The following is a 20,649-nucleotide window of genomic DNA, read 5'->3' on the forward strand; positions in this document are numbered from 1 at the left end:
GCAGGTCAGTGCTCAGCAGTGAAATTCGTTATTTTATGGCGGTCGCCAATGCCGGATCGCTCAGCGCAGCCAGCGAGCAGTTATTTGTCGCGGTGTCGGCGATCAGTCGGCAGATTCAGCGGCTGGAAACCCAGGTGGGCGTACCGCTGTTTGACCGCCACGCCCGTGGCATGGTGCTGAACGAAGCCGGGGAGATTTTTGCCCATCATGTGCGGAAAAATATGCTGGATATGGAATATGCCCTGGCGGAAATTAAGGGACTTACCGCCGTGCGCCGCACGCAGATCCGCGTGGCCTGCACCGATGGCATGGCATTCACCCTGCTGCCGCGCCTGTTTGCCGATTTCCGTACCAGCAATCCGGGCGTGTTGTTCAGCCTGAAAGTCGCCAGCACTCAGGGTGTGGCAGAGTTAATTCGTAACGGGGAGTGTGATCTGGCGTTGCAGTTCAGCCTGTATGCCGAGCGCGGTGTTGAAGTGATCGGCTCATGGCCCGCGCCGGTACAACTGGTGATGCACCACCACCACCCGCTGGCGCAGGCTGATGAGGTGACACTGGCCGACCTGGGTCAATATCCACTGGCACTGCCGGAACAAAACACCACGGTACGCCAGTTGTTTGATCTCTCCTGCCATATGAGTGGCTATGTCATTGAACCCGTGCTGACCTGCGATAACTTCTCCACCCTGTTCCATTTTCTGCTGCGTACACCGCTGGCGGTCACCATCTGTAGCCCCTTTACCGTGATGTATGAAGCGGAAACCCACGGATTGATATTGCGCTCGGTGGGCATTGATCAATTGAACCAGCGAACGTTGCAATTGCAGACGTTATCTGGACGACCACGCAGCGCCGCCCTGAATTTGTTCCTGGATTTTCTGCACCAGCAGCTGAACACACTGGAACAATCGAGCGGTCAAAATCCGATTTCTCGCGATTAGTTGACTTCGATGAGTCTGCATCGTTATACAAAGCACTAATAAATAATTTGATTTAGTCGTTCTGCGAACGAACGCCCCGTTAATTGATAAGGACTCCCGATGACAGATCAACTTACACGCCAGCTCACCCAGCGGTTTTACCGCTATCTGGCTGTTTCCAGCCAGAGCGATGCCAAATCCACTACGCTTCCAAGTACACCGTCACAACATGCTATGGCTGAGCTGCTGGCAGCGGAGCTGCGTGAGTTGGGGCTGGAAGAGATCGTCATCGATCAACACGCCACGGTAACGGCACTTAAGCGTGGTCATCGTCCTGATGCCCCACGCATCGGTTTTATCACCCATATCGACACCGTCGACGTCGGGCTGTCAGCGGATATTCATCCACAAACCTTAACGTTCACGGGCGACGACCTGTGCCTCAATGCCGTCCAGGATATCTGGCTGCGCGTGGCGGAACACCCGGAAATCCAGCCCTACCTCGGCCAGCAAATTATCTTCAGCGACGGCACCAGCGTGCTCGGTGCAGATAACAAAGCGGCGGTCAGCGTGGTCATGACGCTGATGGAGAATTTACAGGGCGATCATGGCGACATCGTGGTGGCCTTTGTGCCTGACGAAGAAATTGGTCTGCGCGGTGCCAAAGCGCTCGATCTGGAACAACGCTTTGCCGTTGATTTTGCCTGGACTATCGACTGCTGCGAACTGGGCGAAGTGGTCTATGAAAACTTCAATGCTGCCGCCGCTGAGATTATTTTCACCGGCGTCCCGGCGCACCCGATGTCCGGCAAAGGCGTGCTGGTCAATCCCCTGTTGATGGCGCATGACTTTATCCAGCGTTTCGATCGTCTGGCGACACCGGAACACACCGAGGGACGTGAAGGGTATATCTGGTTTAACGATATGCAGGCTAACGCCAGCCGTGCGGTGCTGAAGGCGTCGATTCGTGATTTTGATTTAAACGGCTTCGATGCGAAGAAGCAGCAGCTGGTGGAAATCGCCGATGAGATTGCCACTCTGTATCCCACCGGGCAGGTGGCGCTCAGCATCAATGATGTTTACAGCAACATCAGCAATGCTATCGGTAAAGATCGGCGGGCGATTGATTTAATTTTTACCGCGCTGGCGCAGCTGGGGATTGAACCGAAGGTGATTCCAATGCGCGGGGGGACCGATGGGGCGGCGTTATCTGCTAAAGGCTTACTGACACCCAATTTCTTTACCGGCGCGCACAACTTTCATTCGCGTTTTGAATTCCTGCCGGTGCCCTCGTTTGTGAAGTCCTATCAGGTGGCTGAAGCATTGTGTTATCTGGCAGCTGAATAAACCCAGCACAGTTTCGTAGCGGCGCGATTTATCGCGCAATTTCGGGCGCGGTGTTGGAAAAACCCGCGCGATAAATCGCGCCGCTACGATCAATTGCCTGTCAGGTGATTATTTCGCCACGCTAACGTCGATGCCCGGGAAGAACTTCGCTGCCAGTTTGGTCACGGTGCCATCAGTCTGCACTTTGGTGATGGCAGCATCCAGCTCCTGCTTCAGCTTCGCGTCACCCTTACGCAGGCCAAAACCGATACCTGAACCGAGGATGGTATCGTCTTCAACCGGCTTACCGACGAAAGCAAAACCTTTGCCCTGCGGCTTATCGAGGAAGCCTGACTGACCCGCGGCTGACATCACCAGCGTGCCATCCAGACGTCCGGCGACCATGTCGTTATATACCTGGTTCTGATCCTGATAAGAAGTTACGGTCACGCCCTGGGGTTCCCAATGTTTTTTGGCATAGGTTTCCTGGATGGAACCCTGCAAGACGCCGATGTTTTTACCTTTCAGTGATTCTGCGGTCGGCAGCAGGCCCTGGCCCTCTTTCGCCACCAGCATGGTCGGAATACGGTAAATCGGTTTGGTGAAGTCGATGCTTTTCGCACGCGCTTCAGTGATGTTCATCGCTGAGTTGATGGCATCAAACTTCTTCGCCTGCAACGCCGGGATCAGGGCATCAAAGCTGCTTTCAACCCAGCTGCATTTGAAATTGCCGGACTGGCAAATGGCTTTACCCAGCTCAATATCGAAGCCTTCCAGCTCGCCCTGCGCGTTACGGCTTTCAAATGGCGGGTACTGTGATTCCAGACCGTAGCGTAAGGTGTCCTGGGCAAAAGCATGCACCGAGGTCATCATGCCCAGCGCCACAAAAAGTACGTTTAATTTTTTCATTGTTATACCCCTAAGTTACCCTTTGACCCGGCAGAGTGCTTCTGCTCCGGCCTGTAATGTCGCGTCGTCTTTGGCAAACGACAGACGGATTAATTTATTGTCTGTGCCATCCATATAAAACGCCGACAACGGAATGGTGGCCACACCGTGATCGACGATGAGACGTTTTACCATTTCGCTATCACTTTCGTCACTGAAATGTCCGTAACTGGCTAAAACAAAGAAAGAACCGGCGCACGGCAGCAGCTTAAACGGCGAATCCGCCATCAATGACATCAGGCGATCGCGCTTCTGCTGATAGAACGGCGACAGTTGCAAATAATTTTCCGGGTGTTGCAGATAGTGGGCGAAACCCACCTGCATCGGGGTATCCGCGGCGTACATCATAAACTGATGCACCTTGACGATTTCTGTCATCAACACGGCCGGTGCCAGCGTATATCCCACGCGCCAGCCGGTGACGTGGAAAGTTTTGCCAAATGACGAAACAATCACGCTGCGCTGTGCCAGCTCCGGGTGAGTTGCCATGCCGCAGTGCGGACGACCATCAAACACGATGTGTTCGTACACTTCGTCGGACAGCACCACGATATCGGTATTACGGGTCAATGCCGCCAGTTGATCCAGATCCGCCGGAGTTAACACCTGCGCACTCGGGTTGTGTGGCGTGTTGATGATGATCATGCGGGTACGCGGCGTAATGGTGGCGCGCAGTTCGTCCCAGTTGATGGCAAAATCCGGCACCTGCAATTTCAGGCCAATCGGCGTACCGCCCTGCAAGCGAACCACTGGCGCATAGCTATCAAACGCCGGTTCAAAGAAAATCACTTCATCATCCGGATGCACCAGCGCGGAAATCGCCATGTAAATGCCCTGGCTGGCGCTGCCGGTGATCAGCACTTCACTGCCGACATCATATTGCTGGCCATACAAAGTATGCACTTTCTGCGCCAGCGCTTCTTTCAGTGCCGGCAGACCTGTCAGCGGCGCGTACTGGTTATGACCTTCGCGCATCGCTGTGCTCACCAGCTCGACCAGCTGTGGATCGCAGGGGAAATTAGGCGCGCCCTGCGACAGGTTGATGGCTTTATGCTGTGCCGAAAGCTGACCAATCACACTGAAAATAGTGGTGCCAACGTCGGGTAATTTTGAAGAGGTCTGAACACTTGATTGAAGAGACATCGTAACTCCGCCAGATAGGTTGCATAACCACGTAATAAAATCAGATTTCTATTCAACGGCCTGCTGCTTGAGTCCACAAGCGAATTGTTGTCATAATAGCCATGACTTAAAATCATAGCTTGAGGCTGTTATGTCCCGCTCTGCTCTGCCGCTCAACGCCATTCACGCCTTTCTGGTCACCGCGCGTCACCTCAATCTGACCCGTGCCGCCAGTGAACTCTGCATTACGCAGGGCGCAGTCAGCCGCAAAATTGCGGCGCTGGAGAGCTGGTTGGGGTTTGCATTATTCGAACGCCACGCGCGCGGGCTGCATCTTACTTCGCAGGGGGCGGCGCTGCTGCCTGAGCTGCAACAGGGATTCGCCATGCTGGTGAATGCCACGGAAAAAGCCAGCCGCAGCAATGTCTCGATTCGGCTGAAAGCCCCCACCTGCGCCATGCGCTGGCTGGTACCGCGTCTGGTGGCACTGGAACAACAGCGGCCGGATATTCACGTAGCGCTGACCACCACCCTCGATCATGCTTCGCAACTGGATAACTTTGATGCGGCGATTGTCTACGGCATTGCCCCTGCCGAGGCCATCCATTTATTCGATGAACGCTTAACCCCGGTGCTGGCCAGCAGCGTTGCGCCCCCTGCCAGCGTGGCGGCCTTGTTCCGTTTCACCTTTTTGCATCCCACCAATGACACCCGCGACTGGCAATTGTGGCTGCATGCGCAACAGGCCAGCGTGCCGATGGCGCGCAACCAACATTTTGCCACCATGGATCTGGCGATCAGTGCGGCGATTCAGGGATTTGGCGTGACGGTGGCGGATGTGTCGCTGGTACAGAATGATCTGGCGAATGGTCGGTTAATCGCCCCGTTTGACCACTGCGTCTCTACCGGGGCGAGTTATAGCTTGCTACAGCGAGCGGAACGCGATGCGCCACCCTTCCTGCAGGAACTGGTGGCGTGGTTGTGTCAGCCTCAGAATGAAACCCATTCGTCGGCGCTGGCGGATTTGGATTGAGCCGCAGGCGTCGCGTTCAGCGCCGGACGACGTAACACGGGCGCAGCCGGTGGTTTCACCGCCGTCGTGACTGGCGCGCTGGGCGCGAGTCGGAACTTCGCCACTGACGCCTGCAACTCTTCAGTCTGACGTTCCAGCGCGCTGGCAGCGGCGGAGACCTCTTCAACCAGTGAGGCATTCTGCTGCGTCACGCTATCCATCTCCGTCACCGCCGTACCTACCTGCGAAATCCCTTTGCTCTGTTCTTCCGAGGCGGCGGCGATGTGCTTCATGATCTCATTCACATCCTGAACCGATTTCAGGATGTCATTCATGGTATGACCGGCATGGTTCACCAGCTCAGAACCTTTCCCGACCCGCTGCACCGAATCCTCAATCAGGGTAGCAATCTCTTTCGCCGCATTGGCGCTGCGCTGGGCGAGGTTACGCACTTCGCTGGCGACCACGGCAAAACCACGGCCCTGCTCACCGGCACGCGCGGCTTCCACCGCCGCGTTGAGCGCCAGGATATTGGTCTGGAAGGCAATGCTATTGATCACGTTGGTGATTTCGGCGATTTTCTTCGAACTGCCGGAAATCCCTTCCATGGTAGTCACCACTTCGCCCACCAGACGGCCACCCTGCTGCGCAGTACCGGAGGCGGTTTCCGCCAGTGAGCTGGCCTGACGTGCGTTGTCGGCGTTGAATTTCACCGTCGCGGTCAACTGCTCCATGCTGGCCGCGGTTTGTTCCAGCGCGGCAGCCTGTTCTTCCGTTCGGGAAGAGAGATCGTTGTTACCCGCGGAAATTTCTGCCGCACCACGATAAATGTTTTCCGTACCGCTGCGGATGGCGCTCACCGCTTCACGCAGGCTGTCCTGCATCGCACGCAGTAACGGCACCAGCTTACCAACGCAGTTGCGACCGAACTCCTCTACCGGCTGGCTGAGATCGCCCTGAGCGATAATGGCGAAGTGATCGCGAATTTTATCCAGCGGCTTAACCAGCATGGTGACCAGGTAGCGATCGGTGAACAGCAGGATCAACAAACCCACCACCACCGCCGCCAGAATAATCACCTTCGTCACGTTGGTCAGCTTATCGACGTTGACACGCGTTTCGTCCAGCTTGATTGCCGCAGCCTGATTAAAACTCTCGGCACTGGCACCAAACGCACGGCTCAATGCCGGAGTGACATTGTTGGCCTGCGCGCGGTAAGCCTCCAGCGTGCCTTGCTGCGCCAGCGCTACCTGCGGCGCAATTCCTTCATCCAGCAGTTTCTGCCAGTTGGCGATCACGCTATTGGCGGTGTCCGCAGCCATTGGCCCTGGGGCCATCGCTTTGAACTGTTCCAGCTGCTGCTTCATGCTGTCCAGCGCCTGTTGCACCGGCCCGAATGCATCGGCGGGCGGTGTTGCACCAGAGGCACGGATTTCCATCACGCGCGACATACGTGTGACCACACGGAAATATTGATCGTTGCCTTTGCTCAGTACTGTCATCTGATTGACCAACTGACGATCAACCTCGTTGCCGTCACCCAGAGCGTTTAGCGAGTGGACGCTAAACAGGCCGACGACGCACCACAGCAGGCAAAACAGCCCAAGAATGGTCAGCATGACGGCACGAATAGTAAAGTTTTTTAAGATACCCATACGAAATCCCTTGATGTGAAACGCAATGGAGGCCCGATAAAATCGGGCATATTGCGTTTATCGGCAGCAGATTCAGAAAATGTACGGGTTTTGCAAGCTAATTAATTGCTGGATCGGGGGCGGATACAAAAGGATTGTCTGAGCTAAATCATAGGGATGCGCAAAAATTTGCCTTAAAAAAACGTTCGCGGAATTTAAGCATTAGCCCGTTAATTAAAGTTTCACCATGCTGCGCATCATCAGACGGAACAATCGCAGTCGCCCACGCATAAAACGATGCTGCAACCGCAGGGGATTTTCTTCATCCTGGCCAAAGACCAGCGTCACATCTTCACCGGCACGCCAGGCGGGCCAGGCAGGGTCACCCTGCAACTGATGGCTAAACTCATTTGCGTCACGGGCAAACGTTACCCAAAAGGCGCTGACTTTGGCGGCAAAGGCATGGTCGGCGGCGGTATAAGTCCGTCCCCCGGGCGGTGGCAGTGCGTGCAGGGTATTAAAGACATAAGGGATTTCGTTGCCATGCCAGGCACCGTGGGGATAGAGATCGCGTGATTGCTCGGAAACATAATCGAACCAGTAGCGCCAGCCAGGCATGCCGATATTGTGTTGCGCTTTAACGATCAATAGTGGCATCACCGAAAAGGCCATGTCGCGTGCCACCGCTCGCCCCAGCAGGCTATCATCGTGAATATCGTACAGCCACTTGATCACCCGATAGCTGAAGCGGTTTCTACGCCGTAGCTGCCTGAGCACCTGGGTGGCATCGACGCCAAAATACTCCAGCACGCTGGCTTCATCGCTATTGCTGCCAATCATCAAAGGCACCCGCTGCTGTTTTCCCGCCAGAAACGTTGCCAGCATCGGCTTTGGCAATACGGCATCGCCACTGATCGGCACCGGCCCCAGCGCCAGCGGACGTTGCAGCGGCCAGAACGCCTCCGCAGGCAACTCGCGTAACTCAGAGGCAGAGGCGTTTTCCGTCAGCCCGAAATGCGCAGCGACCGATTTACCCGCCTGCAATGCCTCCGGGCGGGTCACATCCGGCAGGCTATAGGCACTCTGGACAATCCCTTTGTGGAACAGTCCCTCCGCCAGCGGAGAACAACACAACGACAGCACGCTGCGCGCACCTGAGGACTCACCAAACAGGGTGATATTGTGACGATCGCCGCCAAATGCCGGGATATTACGCTGCACCCATTGCAGGGCCGCAATCTGGTCAAGCAACGCGAAGTTATTCACGATGCCATCAGACGGATACTCCGCATCCAGCGCCGGGTGGGCAAAAAAACCGAAATGACCGAGACGATAGTTGATGGTCACCACCACCACGCCCTGCGCGGCCAGCGCTTTACCACGATAAGGATCGAGGCTGCCTGCGCCAATAGCAAATCCCCCGCCATGCAGCCATACCATGACCGGCAGTGGCCTGGAAGGTTCGACATCGGGCGTCCAGATATTCAGATAAAGACAATCTTCGCTAAAACGCCCCGGATCTCCCCCACCTGCCGCGACACAGTAGTCCCGATTTTGCCAGCTGGCATCGCCCCATGCTGTGGCATCATGCACCCCTTGCCAGGGTTGCAGCGGTTGCGGCGGCCGCCAGCGCCATGCGCCAACCGGCGGAGCGGCATAGGGTATCCCCTTGAAGACAAAAAGATCATCATCCATTGTGCCTCTGAGTTCACCTTCCGCTGTCATGATCCTCAGACGTCGTTCGTTTTTCATCTCGGCTTCCCTGATAATGCATTCCTCCATTATTTGCAGGCCCGGTGTGAATGTCCATGTTGCTGAGGAATTTGCAGATTAAGCTGAAAACACGCGCGATAGAGGCAACGTCCCATTCTGATTTTTTGGCGGGTTGCCATTTACCGATTAGATTTAATGTGACAGGTTGACCTGGCGAAATGGAGAAGCGCAATGTTCGGTGGCATTAACCAGCTGTTTACCCGGATGTGTGATCATCCGGACTTCGCTAAATTGTTACTCCGCCTGACGTTTGGCGGATTGCTGTTGTTTCATGGTGAATTTAAAGTCGTTCACGGTGTGGCATGGATTGAGCATCTGCTTACCGTCAGAGGCATGCCAGGTTTCATCGCCTACGGTGCGTACATCGGGGAAATTCTGGCACCCGTTATGATGATCGTGGGTTTCATGACACGCCCTGCGGCGTTCATTATCGTGATCAACATGATTGTCGCGACGTTGCTGGTAAAAATGGGCGTGGTCTGGCATCTCACAGATGTGGGTGCATGGTCCCTGGAGACGGAAGCCCTTTATACCCTGGGTGCTCTGGCGATTATGTTCCTGGGTGCCGGGAAATATTCGCTGGTGCGTACCCCGCGCCTGCAATAATGAGACAAAAAGCCGGTCTGCGGAGATGCGCAGACCGGCTTTTTTATGCCAGACCGCAGCGTACCAGGCTGCGATGCTGCATCTGCTGATACAACACCATTTCGTCCTGCACCGCGACACCCAGCGCGTTTTCAAAGGCCTCACGGCTGGCATTACCGGCGCTGCGGACCTGGGCTTCATCACCCAGGTTAGACTGGAAAATTCCCGCAGCGCTTACCGGTAAAAAGTCTTCATAGGTAATAGGTTCTGCCAGTAACCGGCCTTCCTGCATCAGCTGTTCCATGCTCTCTTCGGCACGGGGCGGCGACTGAATGCCCTTTTCTGTTAGCCGATAGCGGAACCACGCCAGTTGCTGTTCCCGCAGGCTGGTTTCATCGTCGGGAAAATCGTGGAACACCGCCGCCAGATGCTGCTGATGCTGCTGGTTATCACGGCCCGTTCCCGCTTCTGCCAGCAACTTATCATACAGCGCACGTCCTTTCGGCGTCAGCGCCACACCACGTTGCTCGATCTCGCCGAAACGGGCGGTATGCGTCCCCTGAAAGCCATCTTTAAAATGCACCGGCTCTTCAAGGGCTTTGAAGCTGGTCTGCCGCAGCAGAATCGGCACCTGACGTTGCGGTGGGCCTTCAATCAGCGTTTTAGGATCGATACCGCGTGACGGCATCAGCGCCTGCACACGGTCGATGTCCAGCGTGCGGGGCGTCAGGTGATTGATATGACAACCGCGGAAGCACACCACATCGGCGATTAAACGATGCTGCTGACTCAGGGCACGATAAGTGGCGCTATCCACCGTGGTATGCGCATGCCAGCGAAAGGTTTCCAGCGCTTCTTTGACAAACAGCGCGGCATCGGCAGCGTTAAGACCGCCCTGCTGCTGGTGTTTCGCGATTAGCGCCCGGCAGCCGGGGGTAAAAATATCGCGCGCCGCAAGAATGGCCGCGGCTTTAATACGCAGTGCCTCATCGTTAATCAACTCCAGCCGCAGCAGCGAGGTAAAAACACGGAAGGGATTGCGTCGCAGCGCGCTATCGCTAACCGGTCGAAACGCGGTGGAGTGCACCGGCACGCCAGCCTGCGACAGATCGTAGTACCCCACCGGATACATCCCCATTACCGCAAACATCTGCCGTAACAGGCTTAATTCCGCAGCGGTGCCAACGCGGATGGCGCCATGACGCTCCACGCTTAAGCGACTGAGTTCATCGGCAGCCGCCAGACGATTTTTCAGTGCGGGATTGGCTTCCAGCGTCCGTTCGTTGACCGCGCTGACCAGCTGCGTCAGGGTGCCATATTGCGGCACCTCCTGCTGGTACATCGTCGACATGGCCTGAGAAAACAGGGTGCGAATGGCATCGCTGGCGAGAAAGTTATCCATGATCATCACCTCGGGCTAAAGGGTTGTTGCTACTGTAGATCAACCGTTTAACACCGGGTAACAATTTCGTGGAACTGTGATCTCACCTGCTTACTCCGGGTCGCCGAAGCGAAATTTCAGGACCAGCATCACCGTGGTTAATACCGCCGGGAATGCCAGCATCAGGAAGATATGGCTGAATGACCAGCCGAGCGACAGCAATTCTGCCCCCACAAAGGCGCTCAGGATGGCCCCGGCTCGCCCTACGCCATGCATCCAGCTGGAACCGGTAGCGCGCGCATGGGTGGGATAGAAGCTGGCGGAAAGCGCGTTCATGCCGGTATTGGCCCCGTTAAAACAGAAGCCGCTGCAAAAAGCGATGCCACTCATCAGCCCCACCTGAGCCGGGGAGAAACCAAGGGCGATAATCGCGATGCCGCCGCAGAAATAAATCACCGCCAGCGCCAGGTTGGCATTGACGCGGTCCATCAGCCAGCCAGCGAACAATGAACCCAGCGTGCCGCCGGCCTGGTACATGGCGGTGATAATCGCCGCTTCGGTAACGGACATCCCCAGCGTATGCACCAGCGATGGCAGCCAGCTGCCAATCAGATACACCAAAAACAGCCCCATAAAATAACCGCCCCACAGCATCAGGCTGCCAAACAGGTAACGGCGGGAAACCACGGTAGACATCGCCCCGCGACGTGCTGCGGGTGGCTCTGCACTTTGAAAATGGCTGTTGGCTTGCACTGCGCCCGGCAACATACGATCGAGGATGGCATGAATCCGCGCTGCGGGCGCGCGACGACTGATCAGGAAGCGCACGGATTCCGGTAAACCGCGCAACAGAAACGGCAGCACCACCAGCGGCAACACGCCGCCGAGCAACATCACCGCATGCCAGTCATAACGCGGCAGCAACCAGGAGGCGGCAAAACCACCCGAGGCGGCACCGAAGGTGAAACCACAAAATACCACGGTGATAATGAAGGAACGGCGACGTTCAGGGGCGTATTCCGCCACCAGGGTACCGACGTTGGGCATTGCCGCGCCAAGACCTAAGCCGGTCAGGAAACGGAACAACATCATCTGCTCGATGTTTTGTGCCATCGCGGTCGCCAGCGTCCATATGCCGAAAAACAGCACGCTTTGCAGAATCAGCAGGCGACGCCCAAAACGGTCGGCCAGCGGCCCCGCCACCACGGCACCCAGAGCCAGCCCCACCAATGCGGCGCTGATGACCACACCGAGCTGATGATTGCTGACTCCCCACGCGGTTTTGAGCGTCGGGGCGATAAAGCCCATCAGCGCGATGTCCATACCGTCCAGCGCCACAACAATAAAGCAGAGCGCGATCAGGCGCTTTTGCCAGCTACTTAATGCGCTCTGATTGATGAGCTGGCGGACATCTACTGCTTCAACGCTGGTCACGTCAGAACCCCTGCTTCGGCTTACCGATTTAAACATCAGTTTTGGTAAAAAAAACGGCGCTTATGATAGCTCATCGTTAACAATAGCGGGCAGTAATTTTGAATGTAATTGAGAATTATTCAATATTTGTGATCTTAACCCTCTGATATTACTGGCGATGATAAGTTGGCAGCCAGATGAATATCCGGTATTCCCTGTCATTACAGTGACTTATGCGTTTCGCGCCACACAAGCTAAAATTGTTAATATAATTTTGCAGGTTGGTTAACAAAATTTCAGTTTGCCAGTTGCCTGCGCGCTGGAAATCTCATTAAGTGTGAGGTTATGGACAAAAATATCCTTTTCAATCAGCGCATTCGCTTGCGCCACTTACATACCTTTGTTGCGGTAGCGCAACAGGGCACGCTTGGCCGGGCAGCAGAAACTCTCAGCCTCAGCCAGCCTGCGCTATCGAAAACCCTCAACGAGCTGGAAGAACTGGCGGGTGCCCGTTTGTTTGAGCGTGGCCGCCTCGGTGCGCAGCTGACTACGCTAGGGGAACAATTTCTTACCCATGCGGTAAAGGTGCTGGATGCGCTGAATCATGCCGGGCAGAGCTTCAACGCCCCGCTGGCAGGACGCCCAATGGTGATTCGTCTTGGCGCACTGACGACCGCAGCGATGGGTATGCTGCCGCAAATTCTCGATCGTTTTCATCAGCAGCAACCCAACACCACGGTTCAGGTAGCGACCCTGCATAACAACGTCCTGCTGGCGGGGTTACGTGCCGGGGAATTTGATATCGGTATTGGGCGCATGGCCGACAGCGAAATGATGGCCGGACTGACTTATGAGTTGCTGTTCCTGGAGTCGCTGAAGCTGGTGGTACGCCCGGAGCACCCGCTTTTAAGTGACAATGTCACGTTATCACGTGCCATGCAGTGGCCGGTCGTGATCTCCCCGGAGGGCACTGCGCCGCGTCGTATCGCCCAGCAGATGCTGGATGATCAGGATTGTTCCCTGCCCGCCAACTGCGTTGAAACCTCTTCCACCTCGCTGGCCCGTCAGCTGGCGCTGCGTTACGACTATGTGTGGTTTGTACCGTCCGGCGCCATTAAAGAAGATTTGAATCACAACGCCGTCTGCGCCCTGCCCATCAGTTCCAGCGGGCCTGGTGAGCCGGTGGGTATTATCACCCGCACCGGCAATACCTTAAGCCTGAGCGCAGAGGTTTTAATGGCGACAATCCGTAAGTTCCACAGTTAACGGCTGCGCTTGGCGTGCCGTTCACGGTTATCCAGGCGCGCCTTATCGGTTTTGCGCAATCCAATGTAGAGCGCTCCCGCACCGCCGTGCTGCGGTTGGGCCATGCAAAAGGTTTGTACATCGTCAAACTGTTGCAACCAGCGGGCCAGGTAGCTGCGCACGATATTGGCGTGCGATTCATTATCCCGCCCCTTGCCGTGAATGATCAGCAGGTTGCGCAGCCCCTGCTTATGCGCCTGCATCATAAAGCTGAACAACGACTGACGGCAGGTTTCCACCGGCTGACGCAGCAGATTGAGGCTGGCATCCAGCGGGTATTTGCCCTGCCGCAGTTTATCCAGCACTCCCTGCTGAATACCGTCGGCTTTGTATTCCAGCGGCGTCGCCAGCGGAATAATCTCCAGAAAGCCACGCGTGAGAAAATTTTCCTGTTCATCATTGCGTTGAGGTGCACGTGGCTCTTTGGTGGACGGTGTGCGCAGCCACTGCGTATTGGCGCAATCTTTCAACGGTGTCACATCACCCATGGCATCCCGGAAAAGGTCATCATCATCAAGGTTCATGGTTTTTTCCCACATAACAATTCAGCGAAGAAAGAGTAGCAAATGCTTTCTGGCATCACATCTGTCACTTTTTGCACAAGAATCCAGCAACGGGCGGAGCGAAAAAGTGTCAACAAATCGTTCCAGATCAAAAAACACCCTTGCGGAATTTATCGGCAAATAGCGGAATTAGCGCTGATCAACTATTTTTGCGTCACCCCCACTTTTTTTGAGGATTATTACTGCTCGGATGAGTGCCCTTTGCACGGAAAAATGTTAAAATTGACCACAGTCAATAATCATCGAGCGTAGACATTATGATCCCGGAAAAACGCAGCATTCGACGTATTCAGTCTGGCGGTTGTGCCATCCATTGTCAGGATTGCAGTATCAGCCAGTTGTGTATTCCCTTCACGCTGAACGAGCACGAACTGGATCAGCTGGATAATATCATCGAACGCAAAAAGCCGATTCAGAAAGGCCAGACATTGTTCAAAGCCGGTGATGAACTCAAATCTTTATACGCGATTCGCTCTGGCACCATCAAAAGTTACACCATCACTGAACAGGGTGACGAACAGATTACCGGCTTCCATCTGGCAGGTGATTTGGTAGGTTTTGACGCCATTGTCAGCGCCCATCATCCCAGTTTTGCTCAGGCACTGGAAACCGCGATGGTGTGCGAGATTCCATTCGAAACGCTCGACGATCTGTCCGGTAAAATGCCCGCCCTGCGTCAGCAGATGATGCGCCTGATGAGTGGCGAGATTAAAGGCGACCAGGACATGATTCTGTTGCTGTCGAAAAAGAACGCCGAAGAACGCCTCGCCGCCTTTATCTGGAACCTGTCGCGCCGCTTTGGTCAGCGCGGTTTTTCCCAGCGCGAGTTCCGTTTAACCATGACACGCGGTGATATTGGTAACTATCTGGGACTAACCGTAGAAACCATCAGCCGTTTACTCGGTCGTTTCCAGAAAAGTGGCATGCTGGCGGTAAAAGGCAAATATATCACTATTGAAAACCATGCTTTGCTGGCAGAACTTGCTGGTCAGACTGAGCAGGCTGCCTGACACTCAGCCGGATCAATAAATGTTATTTTATTGATCCGGCAACAACTTTTTCCCTTCTGCACTGTCCTAACTTAGGCTATCTTTAACCCAACTTGCTTTGGTTTTGAGGAGATTGCCTTATGACCCGGTACCAAAATATTCTGGTCGCGATTGATGCACAGCAGGATGATCAACCCGCGCTGCGGCGTGCGGTGTATCTCAATCAACGCATCGGCGGAAAAATCAAAGCTTTCCTGCCTATCTATGACTTTTCATACGAAATGACCACGCTGCTGTCGCCTGATGAGCGCGGCAATATGCGCAAAGGCGTGATCAGCCAGCGTACCGAGTGGATCCGTGAACAGGCCCATGCCTATTTAGAGGCGGGTGTCGATATTGAAATCAAGGTGATCTGGCATAACCGCCCCTTCGAGGCGATTATTCATGAGGTCATGACCCATCAGCACGATCTGGTGCTGAAGATGGCGCACCAGCACGATCGGCTGGAAGCGGTGATCTTCACCCCCACCGACTGGCATCTGTTGCGCAAATGCCCGTGCCCGGTGTGGATGGTTAAAGACCAGCCGTGGCCAGAAGGCGGCAAAGCATTGGTGGCGGTTAACCTCGCCAGCGAAGAACCCCATCATGACGCCCTCAACCAAAAGCTGATTCAGGAAACCACGGTGCTGGCGGAAATGGTGAATCACACCGAAGTACATCTGGTGGGTGCCTACCCGATTACCCCGATAAACATCGCTATCGAACTGCCGGACTTCGATCCCAGCGTCTATAACGATGCGATTCGCGGCCAGCATCTGGTGGCGATGAAAGCGTTGCGGCAGAAGTTTTCCATCAGTGAAGAATTCACCCATGTGGCAAAAGGCTTGCCGGAAGAAGTGATCCCCGATATCGCCGCCCATCTGGGCGCGGGTATCGTGGTGCTGGGCACCATTGGCCGTACCGGATTGTCTGCGGCGTTTCTGGGAAATACCGCTGAACAGGTGATCGATCATCTGCGTTGCGATTTGCTGGCGATTAAGCCTGATGACTTTAAATCACCCATCGAACTCGATGATGATGACGAAGAAGATGACGACGAATAATCGATAAATACGAAGGGCGACCATCTGGTCGCCCCTTGTTTTTACAATGCGCGCAGAATGCCTTCCACGCTGGCCTTCGCATCACCAAACAACATCTGGGTGTTGTCTTTGAAGAACAGCGGGTTCTGCACACCGGCATAGCCGGTATTCATCGAACGTTTGAAGACGATAACGTTCTGCGCTTTCCAGACTTCCAGCACCGGCATACCCGCGATCGGGCTGCGCGGATCTTCCTGTGCTGCCGGGTTCACGGTGTCGTTAGCGCCGATAACCAGTACCGTGTCGGTATCGCTGAAATCATCGTTGATCTCATCCATCTCCAGCACCACGTCATACGGCACTTTGGCTTCCGCCAGCAGCACGTTCATATGACCCGGCAGACGACCGGCCACCGGATGAATACCAAAACGCACTTTGATCCCGCGTGCCCGCAGTTTCTCGGTGATTTCGGCCACCGGGTACTGCGCCTGCGCCACCGCCATGCCGTAGCCTGGGGTGATGATCACTGAGGTTGAGGCTTTCAGCAGCTCGGCGGTTTCTTCGGCATTGATTTCGCGGTGTTCACCGGCTTCTTCACTTTCGCCGCCGACGCTGGTATCCGTACCAAAACCACCTGCAATCACGCTGATAAACGAACGGTTCATCGCCTTACACATAATGTAAGACAGGATGGCACCACTCGAACCCACCAGCGCACCGGTGACGATCAACAGGTCGTTGCTCAGCATGAAACCTGCTGCGGCTGCGGCCCAACCTGAATAGGAGTTCAGCATGGAAACCACCACCGGCATGTCAGCACCGCCGATCGACGCCACCAGGTGCCAGCCAAAAGCCAGCGCGATGAGCGTCATCAGCAGCAGTGCAAACACCTGCGCACCGGTGCTTCCGGTGCGGACAAACCACACCAGCAGCGCAAATGAAACCACCAGCGCCAGCAGGTTCAGCTTGTGGCGATGCGGCAGCATCAGCGGACGCGATGAAATTTTACCGCGCAGTTTACCAAAGGCGACGATCGAACCGGTGAAGGTGACCGCACCGATAAAGATGCCAAGGAACACTTCGGTCAGATGGATGTTCTCCATCACCGCCGACAGGCCCGGTGCGTGGTCGAGGTAGCTATTAAAGCCGACCAGAACCGCCGCCAGACCGACGAAGCTGTGCAGAATGGCAACCAGCTCCGGCATTTCAGTCATTTCGACTTTCTTCGCCAGACGGACGCCCACTGCGCCGCCGATCACCATCGCCAGCAGGATCCAGGCAACGTTACCGCTGTTGGGGCCAAAGATGGTCGCGAGCAGCGCGAGAGCCATCCCGCTCATGCCAAAAATGTTACCCTGCTTCGATGTCTCATGCTTAGAGAGACCGGCAAGGCTGAAAATAAACAGAATCGCGGCAACAATGTATGCTGCAGTGACTAATCCGCCAGACATGTTGTTACCCCTTAATTCTTACGAAACATTTTCAGCATGCGCTGGGTGACGGTAAAGCCACCAAAGATGTTGATGCTGGCGATCAGTACCGCGATAAATGACAGCAGCGTGACCCAACCGCCGTGCCCCATCTGCAACACTGCACCCACCACGATAATGCCGGAGATGGCGTTGGTGACGGACATCAACGGCGTATGCAGCGCATGGCTGACGTTCCACACCACGTAGTAACCCACCACGCAGGAGAGCGCAAACACGGTAAAGTGCGACAGGAACTCCGGCGGCGCGACGTTTGCCAGGCAGGCGAACAGCACCACGGCCAGCGCCAGCAGCACAAATTTACGCCACGGTGATGCCGGTTTTTCCTCGGCCTTTTCTTTGGGTGCCGCAGCAGGCTGCGCAGCTTTCGGTGCCGCAGAAACCTGAATCGGCGGAGCTGGCCAGGTCACTTCGCCGTCACGGATTACCGTCACACCACGAATCACCACGTCTTCAAAATCGACGGTAATTTGACCGTCTTTCTCTTTACACAGCAGTTTCAGCAGGTTCACCAGGTTGGTGCCATACAGCTGAGAAGATTGGGTCGGCAGGCGGCTGGGCAGATCGGTGTAACCAATGATCTTCACGCCGTTGGTGGTCAGCGTGACCTGATCGGCGACGGTCAGCTCACAGTTACCACCGGTTTGCGCCGCCAGATCGACAATCACGCTTCCCGGTTTCATGCTGGCAACCATCTCTTTGGTAATCAGCTTCGGTGCCGGGCGGCCCGGAATCAGCGCCGTGGTGACAATGATGTCCACTTCTTTCGCTTGCGTGGCAAACAGTTCCATCTCCGCCTTAATAAAGGCTTCTGACATCACTTTGGCATAGCCATCGCCGCTGCCCGCTTCTTCCTCGAAATCCAGCTCAAGGAACTCGGCACCCATACTTTGTACCTGTTCCTTGACTTCCGGACGGGTATCGAATGCGCGCACGATAGCACCCAGACTCCCTGCCGCACCAATGGCGGCCAGGCCAGCAACGCCCGCACCAATCACCATCACTTTAGCGGGAGGAACTTTACCTGCGGCAGTGATTTGGCCGGTAAAGAAACGGCCAAATTCATGCGCGGCTTCAACAATGGCGCGATAACCGGCAATGTTGGCCATCGAACTGAGCGCATCCAGCGCCTGGGCGCGGGAAATACGTGGTACGGAGTCCATCGCCATCACGGTGACGTTGCGCGCCGCCAGTTTTTCCAGCAGCACCGGATTCTGCGCCGGCCAGATAAAGCTGACCAGGGTGCTACCTGCACGCGTCAGCGCGATTTCGGCCTCATCGGGCGCATTCACTTTCAGCACGATATCTGACTGCCACACGTCAGCGGTGTTGCTGATGGTGGCCCCTGCGGCAACAAAACTTTCATCATCAAAGCTGGCACGAATACCTGCGCCCTGCTCGATGGTTACGCTGAATCCCAGCTTGATCAGTTGCTCAACGGTTTTCGGCGTGGCGGCCACGCGCGATTCATTGGCTAACCGCTCTTTGGGTATCCCAATTAACATACTGTTTCCTTTCATCGGTTAAAGGATGAGGGTCTGTAAGCGGCACAGGCTCAGGCAACTGAAACAGCGTTTCAGCTACTTATGAGCGAAATGCGCAATGTAACAAAGTCTTTATAACCTACTGAAAATATGAATAGCGATCCACAGTGATAATGCCTGCTTATGACATTCACACAAATATTCAGAAGCAAAGATTGAATGCCACGTTTTACCGCTGTGTTTTGGTCATATTAAAAAATTATATGCTGAGCAAAATCGTGTCACGGCGAATTTAGTGTTATTAAAAACCTTTATTTAACAATACTTTAACTATTGCAGCACTAAGTGTTACCAGATTTAGTGGTAACGCGCACAAAAAAACGCCATAGCAGAGACTGATGACAGTCCAATGAATAATCCGGGTAGATTGTCAATCTATGTCGCATAAATTGGCTGAGACAGGCCGATTATTACATGTAATAATCAGCGGCTAATCTGTTATACATCAAGAGTCCAGCACGTTTTCGTACTCATTTTTGCGTAAGGCGAAGGATCATTTTTATGAAGCTTAAGAACACCATTCTGGCGTCCACCTTGTTATCACTGCTGGCAGCCAATGCGTTTGCTGCGCAGGAACTGACGCCGGAAAAAGCGGCCGCGTTGAAGCCATTCCAACGTATTAATATCACCGGCCGTTTCAACGCGATTGGCGACGCTGCGGACGCCGTATCTAAACGTGCTGATGAACTGGGCGCTGCCTCTTACTATATTCAGGGCATTAACGACAGCAACGGCAACAGCGGTAACTGGCGCGTCACCGCTGACCTGTACCACGCGGATGCGCCTGAAGCATCAAAACAGACTGAATACCTCAGCTACAATGGCGTTAAAGCGCTGCCAAAAGCTGAAGCCTACCGTCTGGAGCCATTCGATACCGTTTCCGTGAGTGGTTTCTTTCCCAGCCAGCCAGATGTGAATGACGCCATTTCTAAAGCAGCAAAAGAGAAAGGCGCGGCCTCTTTCTTTATTGTTCGTCAGATCGATGCCAACAACGGCGGTAACCAGTACGTTACTGCTTATGTCTACAAAGCCGATGCTAAAGAACGCAAAGTTCAGAGCCCGAACCTGATCCCTGCTGATTCTGAAGCCGGTAAAGCCGCACTGGCCGCAGGGGGTGCTGCCGCGAAAAACGTTGAGATCCCAGGCGTTGCCTCTTCAGAAACCCCAACCACTAAAGTGGGTCGTTTCTTTGAAACCCAAACCTCCACCGGTGAGCGTTACACGGTAACCTTAGCCGACGGCAAGAAAATCCAGGAAGTGAACGCGATCACCGCGGCACAGATGCAGCCGTTTGATACCGTGACCTTTACCGGTCACTTCGGTTCACCGACTGAAGTATCAGAAGAAGTGGCAAAACGTGCCGGTGATAAAGGGGCGAAGTATTATCACGTTACCCGTCAGTGGCAGAACCAGAGCGGCGGCAACCTGACCGTCACCGCAGACCTGTTCAAGTAAACCCCAGGCAGGGCGGCACCCGTCGCCCTGCTGTTTGCATAAAAGCTAACCTTCTCTGCATCATCATTCATTGCCTTCCCGTTACGCACTCCGTAAAATCTGCCGCC

17 protein-coding genes are annotated in these 20,649 nt (G+C 54.9%); 8 read left to right on the forward strand and 9 right to left on the reverse strand.

The window, feature by feature from the left end:
- Nucleotides 1–8: 8 nt before the first annotated feature.
- Nucleotides 9–941 (forward strand): LysR family transcriptional regulator, encoded by a 933-nt coding sequence (locus CUN67_RS10045; protein ID WP_208715131.1) that lies wholly within the window; start codon nucleotides 9–11, stop codon nucleotides 939–941.
- Between the two features lie 99 nt (nucleotides 942–1,040).
- A complete protein-coding gene (pepT, locus tag CUN67_RS10050) occupies nucleotides 1,041–2,267 on the forward strand; it encodes a peptidase T (RefSeq protein WP_208715132.1) in 1,227 nt (408 codons plus the stop codon).
- A 108-nt stretch (nucleotides 2,268–2,375) separates the two neighbouring features.
- Here pepT and CUN67_RS10055 read toward each other — a convergent pair whose 3' ends face one another.
- On the reverse strand, nucleotides 2,376–3,155 hold the full coding sequence (locus CUN67_RS10055; RefSeq protein ID WP_208715133.1) for an ABC transporter substrate-binding protein: 780 nt from the start codon (nucleotides 3,153–3,155) through the stop codon (nucleotides 2,376–2,378).
- A gap of 15 nt (nucleotides 3,156–3,170) precedes the next feature.
- Complete coding sequence (locus CUN67_RS10060; protein ID WP_208715134.1) at nucleotides 3,171–4,337, reverse strand: methionine aminotransferase; 1,167 nt, start codon at nucleotides 4,335–4,337, stop codon at nucleotides 3,171–3,173.
- Between the two features lie 130 nt (nucleotides 4,338–4,467).
- Between CUN67_RS10060 and CUN67_RS10065 the strand changes: the two genes are divergently transcribed.
- Nucleotides 4,468–5,349 (forward strand): LysR substrate-binding domain-containing protein, encoded by an 882-nt coding sequence (locus tag CUN67_RS10065; RefSeq protein WP_208715135.1) that lies wholly within the window; start codon nucleotides 4,468–4,470, stop codon nucleotides 5,347–5,349.
- On the opposite strand, the gene CUN67_RS10070 is transcribed toward CUN67_RS10065, so the two are convergent.
- Both CUN67_RS10070 and CUN67_RS10075 read right to left on the reverse strand, forming a co-directional pair.
- Nucleotides 5,307–6,983 (reverse strand): methyl-accepting chemotaxis protein, encoded by a 1,677-nt coding sequence (locus CUN67_RS10070; RefSeq protein WP_208715136.1) that lies wholly within the window; start codon nucleotides 6,981–6,983, stop codon nucleotides 5,307–5,309. The two genes, CUN67_RS10065 and CUN67_RS10070, sit on opposite strands and share 43 nt — an antisense overlap.
- Before the next feature lie 213 nt (nucleotides 6,984–7,196).
- On the reverse strand, nucleotides 7,197–8,714 hold the full coding sequence (locus CUN67_RS10075; protein ID WP_208715137.1) for a carboxylesterase/lipase family protein: 1,518 nt from the start codon (nucleotides 8,712–8,714) through the stop codon (nucleotides 7,197–7,199).
- A 192-nt stretch (nucleotides 8,715–8,906) separates the two neighbouring features.
- Between CUN67_RS10075 and CUN67_RS10080 the strand changes: the two genes are divergently transcribed.
- Nucleotides 8,907–9,341 (forward strand): DoxX family protein, encoded by a 435-nt coding sequence (locus tag CUN67_RS10080; RefSeq protein WP_208715138.1) that lies wholly within the window; start codon nucleotides 8,907–8,909, stop codon nucleotides 9,339–9,341.
- 43 nt (nucleotides 9,342–9,384) lie between these two features.
- On the opposite strand, the gene hglS is transcribed toward CUN67_RS10080, so the two are convergent.
- Both hglS and CUN67_RS10090 read right to left on the reverse strand, forming a co-directional pair.
- Nucleotides 9,385–10,722, reverse strand: a complete 1,338-nt coding sequence (gene hglS / locus CUN67_RS10085; RefSeq protein WP_208715139.1) for a 2-oxoadipate dioxygenase/decarboxylase HglS — start codon at nucleotides 10,720–10,722, stop codon at nucleotides 9,385–9,387.
- Between the two features lie 90 nt (nucleotides 10,723–10,812).
- Complete coding sequence (locus CUN67_RS10090; RefSeq protein WP_208715140.1) at nucleotides 10,813–12,135, reverse strand: MFS transporter; 1,323 nt, start codon at nucleotides 12,133–12,135, stop codon at nucleotides 10,813–10,815.
- A 324-nt stretch (nucleotides 12,136–12,459) separates the two neighbouring features.
- Between CUN67_RS10090 and CUN67_RS10095 the strand changes: the two genes are divergently transcribed.
- The gene (locus tag CUN67_RS10095) at nucleotides 12,460–13,380 is read left to right on the forward strand and encodes a LysR substrate-binding domain-containing protein (protein ID WP_208715141.1); all 921 of its coding nucleotides are present in this window, start codon (nucleotides 12,460–12,462) and stop codon (nucleotides 13,378–13,380) included.
- Here CUN67_RS10095 and smrA read toward each other — a convergent pair.
- Complete coding sequence (smrA, locus tag CUN67_RS10100) at nucleotides 13,377–13,943, reverse strand: DNA endonuclease SmrA (RefSeq protein ID WP_208715142.1); 567 nt, start codon at nucleotides 13,941–13,943, stop codon at nucleotides 13,377–13,379. The genes CUN67_RS10095 and smrA overlap by 4 nt on opposite strands.
- 296 nt (nucleotides 13,944–14,239) lie before the next feature.
- Here smrA and CUN67_RS10105 point away from each other — a divergent pair, with 296 nt between their 5' ends.
- A complete protein-coding gene (locus tag CUN67_RS10105; protein ID WP_084874964.1) occupies nucleotides 14,240–14,992 on the forward strand; it encodes an FNR family transcription factor in 753 nt (250 codons plus the stop codon).
- A gap of 119 nt (nucleotides 14,993–15,111) precedes the next feature.
- A complete protein-coding gene (uspE, locus tag CUN67_RS10110; protein ID WP_208715143.1) occupies nucleotides 15,112–16,074 on the forward strand; it encodes a universal stress protein UspE in 963 nt (320 codons plus the stop codon).
- A gap of 41 nt (nucleotides 16,075–16,115) precedes the next feature.
- On the opposite strand, the gene pntB is transcribed toward uspE, so the two are convergent.
- Together pntB and pntA are read right to left on the reverse strand one after the other, a co-directional pair.
- Complete coding sequence (gene pntB / locus CUN67_RS10115) at nucleotides 16,116–17,504, reverse strand: Re/Si-specific NAD(P)(+) transhydrogenase subunit beta (protein ID WP_208715144.1); 1,389 nt, start codon at nucleotides 17,502–17,504, stop codon at nucleotides 16,116–16,118.
- Between the two features lie 11 nt (nucleotides 17,505–17,515).
- Nucleotides 17,516–19,048 carry a Re/Si-specific NAD(P)(+) transhydrogenase subunit alpha gene (pntA, locus tag CUN67_RS10120; RefSeq protein ID WP_208715145.1) on the reverse strand — a complete coding sequence of 511 codons (1,533 nt, stop codon included), beginning with the start codon at nucleotides 19,046–19,048 and terminating at the stop codon, nucleotides 17,516–17,518.
- A 540-nt stretch (nucleotides 19,049–19,588) separates the two neighbouring features.
- Here pntA and ydgH point away from each other — a divergent pair.
- On the forward strand, nucleotides 19,589–20,542 hold the full coding sequence (ydgH, locus tag CUN67_RS10125) for a DUF1471 family protein YdgH (protein ID WP_208715146.1): 954 nt from the start codon (nucleotides 19,589–19,591) through the stop codon (nucleotides 20,540–20,542).
- The last annotated feature ends 107 nt before the right edge of the window (nucleotides 20,543–20,649 follow it).

It is taken from the genome of Pantoea cypripedii (assembly GCF_011395035.1).
GTDB classification, from domain to species: Bacteria; Pseudomonadota; Gammaproteobacteria; order Enterobacterales; family Enterobacteriaceae; genus Pantoea; species Pantoea cypripedii_A.

Excerpts from the sequence above, each read along its gene's own strand:
- smrA (WP_208715142.1), bottom strand. The coding sequence starts at position 13,943 with ATGAACCTTGATGATGATGACCTTTTCCGGGATGCCATGGGTGATGTG.
- pntB (WP_208715144.1), bottom strand. The coding sequence starts at position 17,504 with ATGTCTGGCGGATTAGTCACTGCAGCATACATTGTTGCCGCGATTCTG.
- CUN67_RS10055 (WP_208715133.1), bottom strand. The coding sequence starts at position 3,155 with ATGAAAAAATTAAACGTACTTTTTGTGGCGCTGGGCATGATGACCTCG.
- hglS (WP_208715139.1), bottom strand. The coding sequence starts at position 10,722 with ATGGATAACTTTCTCGCCAGCGATGCCATTCGCACCCTGTTTTCTCAG.
- pntA (WP_208715145.1), bottom strand. The coding sequence starts at position 19,048 with ATGTTAATTGGGATACCCAAAGAGCGGTTAGCCAATGAATCGCGCGTG.
- CUN67_RS10095 (WP_208715141.1), top strand. The coding sequence starts at position 12,460 with ATGGACAAAAATATCCTTTTCAATCAGCGCATTCGCTTGCGCCACTTA.
- CUN67_RS10075 (WP_208715137.1), bottom strand. The coding sequence starts at position 8,714 with ATGAAAAACGAACGACGTCTGAGGATCATGACAGCGGAAGGTGAACTC.
- CUN67_RS10065 (WP_208715135.1), top strand. The coding sequence starts at position 4,468 with ATGTCCCGCTCTGCTCTGCCGCTCAACGCCATTCACGCCTTTCTGGTC.
- CUN67_RS10105 (WP_084874964.1), top strand. The coding sequence starts at position 14,240 with ATGATCCCGGAAAAACGCAGCATTCGACGTATTCAGTCTGGCGGTTGT.
- CUN67_RS10060 (WP_208715134.1), bottom strand. The coding sequence starts at position 4,337 with ATGTCTCTTCAATCAAGTGTTCAGACCTCTTCAAAATTACCCGACGTT.
- CUN67_RS10080 (WP_208715138.1), top strand. The coding sequence starts at position 8,907 with ATGTTCGGTGGCATTAACCAGCTGTTTACCCGGATGTGTGATCATCCG.
- pepT (WP_208715132.1), top strand. The coding sequence starts at position 1,041 with ATGACAGATCAACTTACACGCCAGCTCACCCAGCGGTTTTACCGCTAT.
- uspE (WP_208715143.1), top strand. The coding sequence starts at position 15,112 with ATGACCCGGTACCAAAATATTCTGGTCGCGATTGATGCACAGCAGGAT.
- CUN67_RS10070 (WP_208715136.1), bottom strand. The coding sequence starts at position 6,983 with ATGGGTATCTTAAAAAACTTTACTATTCGTGCCGTCATGCTGACCATT.
- ydgH (WP_208715146.1), top strand. The coding sequence starts at position 19,589 with ATGAAGCTTAAGAACACCATTCTGGCGTCCACCTTGTTATCACTGCTG.